At 37.9% G+C, this 7,956-nt stretch carries 8 protein-coding genes and 3 pseudogenes; 4 read left to right on the plus strand and 7 right to left on the minus strand.

Features of this window, described 5'->3' with window-relative positions; translation table 11 throughout:
- Positions 1 to 209: 209 nt before the first annotated feature.
- Positions 210 to 2,105, minus strand: a complete 1,896-nt coding sequence (locus ACE1TI_RS21270) for a PrkA family serine protein kinase (protein WP_375009525.1) — start codon at positions 2,103 to 2,105, stop codon at positions 210 to 212.
- Between the two features lie 37 nt (positions 2,106 to 2,142).
- On the opposite strand from ACE1TI_RS21270, the gene ACE1TI_RS21275 reads away from it, so the two are divergent.
- From ACE1TI_RS21275 to ACE1TI_RS21290, 4 genes and pseudogenes are all read left to right on the plus strand, one after another.
- Positions 2,143 to 2,571 carry a hypothetical protein gene (locus tag ACE1TI_RS21275; protein WP_375009526.1) on the plus strand — a complete coding sequence of 143 codons (429 nt, stop codon included), beginning with the start codon at positions 2,143 to 2,145 and terminating at the stop codon, positions 2,569 to 2,571.
- A 25-nt stretch (positions 2,572 to 2,596) separates the two neighbouring features.
- A pseudogene (locus ACE1TI_RS21280) lies at positions 2,597 to 2,924 on the plus strand (transglycosylase domain-containing protein); the annotation flags it as partial.
- Between the two features lie 324 nt (positions 2,925 to 3,248).
- Positions 3,249 to 3,503 (plus strand): hypothetical protein, encoded by a 255-nt coding sequence (locus tag ACE1TI_RS21285; RefSeq protein ID WP_375009531.1) that lies wholly within the window; start codon positions 3,249 to 3,251, stop codon positions 3,501 to 3,503.
- A 106-nt stretch (positions 3,504 to 3,609) separates the two neighbouring features.
- The gene (locus ACE1TI_RS21290; RefSeq protein WP_375009527.1) at positions 3,610 to 4,029 is read left to right on the plus strand and encodes a penicillin-binding transpeptidase domain-containing protein; all 420 of its coding nucleotides are present in this window, start codon (positions 3,610 to 3,612) and stop codon (positions 4,027 to 4,029) included.
- 33 nt (positions 4,030 to 4,062) lie between these two features.
- Here ACE1TI_RS21290 and ACE1TI_RS21295 read toward each other — a convergent pair.
- From ACE1TI_RS21295 to ACE1TI_RS21320, 6 genes and pseudogenes are all read right to left on the minus strand, one after another.
- Positions 4,063 to 4,492, minus strand: a pseudogene (locus ACE1TI_RS21295) (DUF5366 family protein).
- Positions 4,493 to 4,697: 205 nt separating this feature from the next.
- Positions 4,698 to 5,003: an antibiotic biosynthesis monooxygenase family protein gene (locus tag ACE1TI_RS21300; RefSeq protein ID WP_375009528.1), complete on the minus strand. Its 306-nt coding sequence runs from the start codon at positions 5,001 to 5,003 to the stop codon at positions 4,698 to 4,700.
- Positions 5,004 to 5,320: 317 nt separating this feature from the next.
- On the minus strand, positions 5,321 to 5,794 hold the full coding sequence (trmL, locus tag ACE1TI_RS21305) for a tRNA (uridine(34)/cytosine(34)/5-carboxymethylaminomethyluridine(34)-2'-O)-methyltransferase TrmL (protein ID WP_375009529.1): 474 nt from the start codon (positions 5,792 to 5,794) through the stop codon (positions 5,321 to 5,323).
- A 78-nt stretch (positions 5,795 to 5,872) separates the two neighbouring features.
- Complete coding sequence (locus ACE1TI_RS21310) at positions 5,873 to 6,754, minus strand: amidase domain-containing protein (protein WP_375009530.1); 882 nt, start codon at positions 6,752 to 6,754, stop codon at positions 5,873 to 5,875.
- 564 nt (positions 6,755 to 7,318) lie between these two features.
- Entirely contained in the window at positions 7,319 to 7,486 is a 168-nt protein-coding gene (locus ACE1TI_RS21315) for a transposase (protein ID WP_375009532.1), read from the minus strand.
- 86 nt (positions 7,487 to 7,572) lie between these two features.
- A pseudogene (locus ACE1TI_RS21320) lies at positions 7,573 to 7,956 on the minus strand (hypothetical protein); the annotation flags it as partial.

Below are 7,956 nucleotides of genomic sequence, written 5' to 3' on the forward strand. Positions count from 1 at the left end.
TATATTGCATGAGAAGGCCTCTTTTCTAAATGTTTTTGCCGGCTAAGCATACATTTATGATAGAGTGCCTTCTCTTTTTTTTCTACAAATTAGCTCCCATATCTCTCGAGAAACATTTTACACATACGTTATGTACGTTATATAAAGATGTTTTTACTTAGCAAAAAGGAGCTGCTCAGTATAGTTGAGCAGCTCCTCTTTGTATTTTATTAACGATTTAGGAGACTTCCGACATAACGAAGCAGTTCATTTGCAGATACCGAATTATAACCATGTTCATCAATTAACCTGGCGATCACTTCATTTATTTTCTTCAGCTGCGACTCATCTGGAGTTTTTGTAGAAGTTGTAATCTTCACTACATCTTTTAAATCAGCAAACAATTTCTTTTGAATGGCTTCTCTTAACCGTTCATGTGAATTGTAATCGAATTTTTTCCCTTTACGGGCATAAGCAGAAATCCGGATAAGAATTTCTTCACGGAAGGCCCTCTTAGCATTCTCTGATATGCCAATTTGCTCTTCAATGGAGCGCATCAATTTTTCATCCGGGCTCATTTCTTCACCAGTTAATGGATCTCTTAATTTATTTTTATTGCAATACGCTTCAACATTATCCAGGTAATTATCCAATAAGGTCTTCGCCGATTCTTCATAGGAATAGACAAATGCCTTTTGTACTTCTTTTTTGGCTGCCTCATCATATTCTTTTCTGGCAACCGAAATGAAATCCAAATATCTTTCCTTATCTTCTTTTGAAATGGATGCATGTTGATCAAGGCCTTCTTTTAACGAACGAAGAACATCGAGAGCATTAATAGATTGAACATCTTTTCGGATGATCGCAGATGAGATACGATTTATAACATACCTCGGATCAATACCATCCATTCCTTCATCGTGATATTCATTTTTCAATTCTGTTACATCTTGCTCTTTAAACCCTTCAATGTCTTCTCCATCATACAAGCGCATTTTCTTTACAAGATCTACGCTTTGTTTTTTCGGCTCTTTCAAACGGGTTAATACAGAAAATACAGCAGCTGTGCGTAAGGCATGGGGTGCTATATGAACATGAGCCATGTCGCTTTCACGAATCATCTTTTCATAAATTCTTTCTTCATTTGTCACACTTAAGTTATAAGGAATATTCATTACAATGATACGTGAGTGAAGTGCTTCATTCTTTTTGTTTGATATAAAAGATTTATATTCCGCTTCATTAGTGTGAGCTACTATGAGTTCATCGGCACTTATAAGGGCAAACCGTCCCGCTTTAAAGTTTCCTTCCTGAGTAAGAGACAGCAAATGCCATAAAAATTTCTCATCACATTTAAGCATTTCCTGAAACTCCATCATTCCCCGGTTTGCTTTGTTCAGCTCTCCGTCAAACCGGTATGCTCTGGGATCAGATTCTGATCCGTATTCAGCAATGGTTGAAAAATCAATACTGCCAGTTAAATCAGCAATGTCCTGTGACTTAGGATCTGATGGACTAAATGTACCAATGCCTACTCTTCTGTCTTCGGAAAAGAAAATTCTTTCTACCATAACGTCTTCTATATTACCATTGTATTCTTTTTCAAGACGCATCATATTTAACGGAGAAAGATGACCTTCAACTCTAATGCCATACTCTTGAAAAAATTCCTCTCTCAGATGCACAGGAATTAAATGAAGTGGATCTTCATGCATTGGACAACCTTCAATGGCGTAAACAGCTCCTGCGTCGGTTCTCGAGTATTGTTCTAATCCTCTTTTTAACAATGTAACTATAGTTGACTTTCCTCCACTAACAGGTCCCATCAATAATAAAATTCTTTTCCTGACATCCAGTCTTCGTGCAGCAGAGTGAAAATATTCTTCTACCAGTCTCTCTAATGATTCTTCTAATCCATAAATTTCTTTTCCAAAAAACTCGTACATCTTTTTATTATCTCTTTCTGTAACCCCTGCATCTTTTATCATATTATATACCCGTGAATGAGCAGTCTGGGCAATGTGTGGATTTTCTTTTACTAACTCTAAATACTCCCTAAACGTTCCACGCCATTTTAAACGTTCTTCATCTTGCCGGGATTGACGTATTTTATCAATAATACTCAATTTAAGAGCCTCCCTTTCTTCGTAAAAACAGAGTAAGATGCGAAGAAAGCAGATTGGGCTGCTTCCTAAATACCATGTTCATTACTTCATATCTATGCAAAAAAAAGTAGAACATAACCCTGCTCTTGTACCGATATTAAAGAGAGAACAAAAATTGCTTTTTGAAAGTATGATCCCTCGTGAAATTAATAACTGGTTACTTTTTTATAGGATTTTTTTGATTCTTTTGTCGATTTTAATAAGCTATATTTTAAAAGAAGAAAGAGACGTAAAAACCGTCGAAGCAGTGCTAGAAGAAGTAAAAATGAACGATATAACCATACCTCAAAACAGTTACATATATGATAAAAACGGTGAATTAATTTCAACCATAAAAAAAGACGTAAATCGCCAATATATAAATTACGAAGAAATTCCTGATAAAGTAATAGAAGCATTTATCTACCGAAGATCAACATTTCTTTGATCACAAAGGTGTAGATGTTTCAGCAATTGTTCGCGCTCTTATTGTCAATGCGAGATCAACTAACATTGAAGAAGGTGCAAGTACGTTAACGCAGCAAGTTGTTCGTAATATATTTCTTACCCATGAGCAAACGTACAATAGAAAACTCAGTGAGGTGTTATATTCATATCAACTTGAAAAAGACTATTCAAAAAAAGATATATTGGAGTTTTACATTAATACCATTTATTTTCACAATGGTATATGGATTTGAAACTGCAAGTCAAATATATTTCGGCAAAACAAGCAATGAGCTGTCCCTTGCTGAAATATCGTTTCTTGCAGCGATTCCGGCTAATTCCAGTCATTATGATCCTTTAACGAACAAAGATAATACTCACATGAGACAGCAATGGATTGTAAACAAAATGGAGGAATCGAATGTAATAACTGCAGGCGAAAAAGAAGAAGCCTTACAACAAAAAATAAAGGAAGCTTCTACGGAGAAAAAAGAAAAGATAAAAGAGCAGCTGGATAAAAGAGTAGATGACATCCTGCTATCAGGTGTTCATATTGAAACCTCTTTACATCCCACTATTCAAGAACAGACAGTTGCTTTAGTCAATGAAAAATTAAATCTATGGGGAGTGCAAGGAGCAGCTGTAATCATTGATCATGCCAAAAACAGCATTGTAGCAATGAGCGGCGGAAAAGATTATGAAAAATATGATTTCCAGCGCGCCTTTCAAGCTTACCGTCAGCCAGGATCCACAATAAAACCACTGTTTGTGTTTGGACCTTATATTGACCAAACACAAGCAAACCTGCAATCCCAAATCAGTACGGACCGGTTTTGCCGTAATGGTTATTGCCCCGCTAATGCTGGAGGAGGGTTTTATGGGAATACTACTATTGAAAATGCGTTTGCAATTCTTATAATACAGCAGCATTAAGACTTTTTGATCGCACAGGTATCCAAACTGCTTTTTCGTATCTTGAAAAATTTGGCTTCCTCATATTTATAAGGAAGATTATAATTATCCGGCTGCGTTAGGCGTATTGTCCCATGGAGTAAGCCCTTTAGAATTAACGAAGGCTTTTACTGTTTTTTCAAACAATGGCAGTTACACTATTCCTCGAGAAATTACCCAGGTTAAAGATAAAAATGGAAACAGTTTATATGAATGGAAAAGAAGCACGGAGCCCGTTTGGGAGAAGGAAACAAATACAAATCTGCGAACAATGCTGAACAAAGTAGTTACTGATGGAACAGGCAGGAAAGCAAATATAGAAGGGGAGTACATTGGAGGGAAAACAGGTACTACTAATCGAACACATGATTTATCGTTTGTTGGTTATAATGATCGTTACACAACTGGAGTATGGATCGGCCAGGATAAGCCGGCCTCTTTTAATCATTTACAGTCTTCCACTCCTCATCTCACCCTATGGAGTGAGGTTGTGTCCAACCTTCCATAATAACTAAGAAACGGCTGCATAACCGGCCGTTTCTTATATAGGAAGACTGTTAATAAAACTGTTATAAAGCCTGATAGCCGCATAAAGAACAGCAAGCAGAAATACACACCAAAAACTTAAATAAAAAAAATCATTCCAAATAATCCTGGGCCTGACATTGACTCTCCTACTTTGTAGCGAAAAAAATAAAATATATAACTGTTGCCAGCAAAAAACTAATCCCGATAACAGCTGGGACTGTTACAAACAGAAGAGATATTACACTTGCTATTAAGTAAATCCATGTCCCTCCCCGAATTTTTCGGAGATCATTCCCTTCCTCATCTTTCGAAAAAAATAATAAAGATAATTCCATCATAGTATCTGCAATTAATTTTAACGCCGAAAATACCATAAAGAAAAATAGGGTCAATAGGAAGAGCAAAGTTAATTTAATGCCTGTTTCTGAAAAAAATTCCAGCATACCTCTGTACAAGCCGATATTTGTTAGCCAATTATTAATATTCTTCTCAGCATATATAGAAAGAGAAATACTGAACAATAAAAATGGAAAACAAAGGAAAATGACTAGTTAAATATGTATTTTTCATTTCTATTCACTATCTCCTGTTGTTCCTGCCCCTCACAAATAAGCGGAGAGTTTATTACATACCCTCCGCTGCTTGCTCTTATAAATGATGAATAACTTCAAACGCCTTTAATTCACTTCCAGAAGCAGGTCCTTTTTCTTTTGATTCTCTTTTTTCCTGGTGAGCCTTTTTAAATGCATCACTGTGCAGCCAATCTTCATAATGTTCTTTTGATTCCCATTTCGTAAAAACAACTTGTTTACCGTTTTCGCCATCCTCTTCTAAAAACATAAAATCCAAGCATCCAGGAATGGCTCTCATATTTTCAGCGCTCTTTCCAAAACGACTTTTCATAGCTTTTTTTGCTTCAGCTGGTACATGGAGTTCATTCATAACTACATACATCAATATTACCTCCCCAATATTATGTGAGTAACTCGTATATAAATTGTAACTTTATGGTATTATACCAATGTATCATAAGAATAACCAAATGATATCTTCGTGACCGAGGATTCACAGTCCGTTTGAAATAAGGTATAATGGTTAGCATGAAGACAAGTAAAGGAGGCTTTACATAATGAAACTGGTTTTGCTCCTTGGAGTATGTGTTGCTTTTCTTGTTTCAATCCTGACAGCAGGTTTTGAAGATAAGCCTCATAAACACTAATGATCGTTTTTTTCAAAAAGAGCCTCAGGGAAAGGAGGCTCTTTTTGTTTCTTTAATCCAACGCTGGGAAGCCTTGCTGGCGCAAAGCTTCATATACTAGTATTGCGGCTGTGTTCGAAAGGTTTAAGGATCTAATGTGGTTGTTTTGAGGTATACGCAGGCACCGCTCCACATTTTCTGTAGTTACCCTTTCAGGTAAACCGCTTGTTTCTTTACCGAACACAAAAAAATAATCCGTTTTCGGATCGTCAAACGAAAAATCACTGTATGGTTTCTTCCCAATCGTCTCAATAAAATAAAATTCTCCTTGCTGATAGGTCTCAAACAGCTCCTCTAATGAATCATAATAATGTATTTGCACATTAGGCCAATAATCGCATCCAGCCCGTTTTAACATTTTATCGTCTGTCGAAAAGCCAAGCGGTCTTATCAAGTGCAAATGTGTGCCTGTACCTGCACATGTTCTAGCAATATTTCCAGTGTTTGCGGGGATTTCTGGTTGATATAACACAACGTGAATACTCATGTCTGCACCTCGTCTTATTTCTTATCACAATAAAAGTAATTATATCATATTCTTATAAATTTTTACGTAGTGCACCTTTTATCCAATACGAAAAAATTTGTATTTAATATTTGGTGTCCAAGCCGTTGAATCTTCATATTTCCAATATCGAGATCTGCTGTTTTCTGTTTGTGCATTCACCAATGGTTCCTTATTACCGTCAAAACCTGTAACTATCGTGGTGTGCTGCCAATTTCCATCTCCATTAAAATCATAGCAAATGATATCACCAAGTCCTAAATCATTTGCACTTTCTGCTTCTGCGGCTGTTAGTCCATTGGTAGAACCGCTTAAATACCAGCGAAAGGAATGAGCCACTGCCCAGCTGTAACTCCAGCTGCTCTTTCCATACCACCAGCCTTTTCCTCGATCAGGTATACCTCGCATGGGAGCTTTTCCAGCTCGCAAGCATTGAGAAATAAAATTTGTACAGTTATTAGTAAACTTTCTATAGACAGGATTATAATCATTCCACCATCGTTCAGCGTATTGGACGGCAGCTCTGCGGTCATAATCAAATGTTCTATTTTCTTCATTAGGAAACATGTCCATTGTTGGTTCTTTAGCAGTCTCTTCTGGAAGAATTTTATCTATAACAATATGGCCATCATGAGATTTAGCCAACCTATTTAATATATGTTCCTCTAAATGATATTTCTCTCTTATCTTAAATAATCTTGAACAAACAAGCCGGTAAGAAATATTTTCTTGTTTTCCGTGCTTTTGTATTCGATAAGGGTGAACGGAAGCGTGTATTTTAAGTAGGTTTGCTCTTCTATTTTTTAAGGATTGTTTAAATCGGTGAAGCGTTTCTATTTCTTGAGGTGTCAATTTATTCGGGCGTGTTTGTATGTTTCCTAATTGAAAGTTCAACCATTCTTGTAAATGGGAATACAATGCTTTATTCCAGTTTTTCCCCATTAAACACCCTCCCTCTTTGTAATTAATTATTCTTTCATATACTCTTGTTTTCTTGGAATTTCTCACCTATCGATTTCAATAGATTTATGTGTTCCCACTCACTGAATACAGATACTGTTTCTGAATATAAATTATTCCAATGGGGATGCCGCAAAAGGGCGTGTTTGGAAAAAATTGTATGACCGTGCGTCTATATCACCCACTTGGCACATGGTCGCTAACCCCTCCCATATCACTGGATGGTGGTCTACACATTCCCTCGTCCGGCGTATCCATGTGGTGGGGGGCGGCTAAGCTCCCTTGCTGGGTCTAAGCCCGAATGGAAAAAATGAACGCCGCCTCGGCACTATTGGTGTTTATATAAGTAAGAAGACAAGATAAACAAGGTGTAAAATGAGCGTTTTCGCTATAAGGCTTTCGCCTGAGCTCGATGTCGATCTCGCAGGAGCTTCTCTCCATCAAAGTCACATTCTCGCTGACCGATCACAAACAATACTTTGAGAAGATTTCCACACAGGGCTACCAAAGACTGTGTCTTTTTCAACGGGCGGTCAGAACGTTGGGTCAGCTCGTCAGAAGGGCGCGGAACGTGTCATTGTGAGCAACGAGGGGACGAATCGCTAAAAATAAAATACGGCGTAATCGTCTTCGTCCTCGTTTACTAATGGTTGTTTGGCCCTTGTGTAAACCTGAGCTGTTCTCTTTTAAGTCTAGACCGGCCAGGCTGATCAGCTGTTTTGGATAACAGTACTAATGAATGTCCCCTATTTCGGCAAAGAAGGCTGCAATCGTCATGTCACTAAGTCCTTTGATCTCCCTCATTTGTTCGGCGCCAGGGAGATTGTCGACTTGTTCGGACAGTTGCGATTCCAAATTTCTATCTGTCGGGAATAAAGGTCATACTGTTCTAGTAACGCCTTCAGTTCCTGCCTGGCAAATGCCAATCCAACTGTGATGCCGATACTGCGTTCTGCAGATTTATGGAGCTTTTTGGCCCGTTTCAGGCCTTCCGGTCTTTTGGAGTACTGTTTCCATTCCTCGACGATCGTTTCCGGTGTCATCCGGACAATGTCCAGTGGAAGAGGAAACCTCCGTAAAGTAGAAAGAGCCGTTACTCCATCCCACTGTTTAAAGACGCTGTCAAACTCAGGGAAATAGCGCTGCCTCCAGTTTAAGAGGCGAGCTTCCACCTGGTTTAAGGA

The organism is Alteribacillus sp. JSM 102045, assembly GCF_041949975.1.
Taxonomy (GTDB): domain Bacteria; phylum Bacillota; class Bacilli; order Bacillales; family Marinococcaceae; genus Alteribacillus.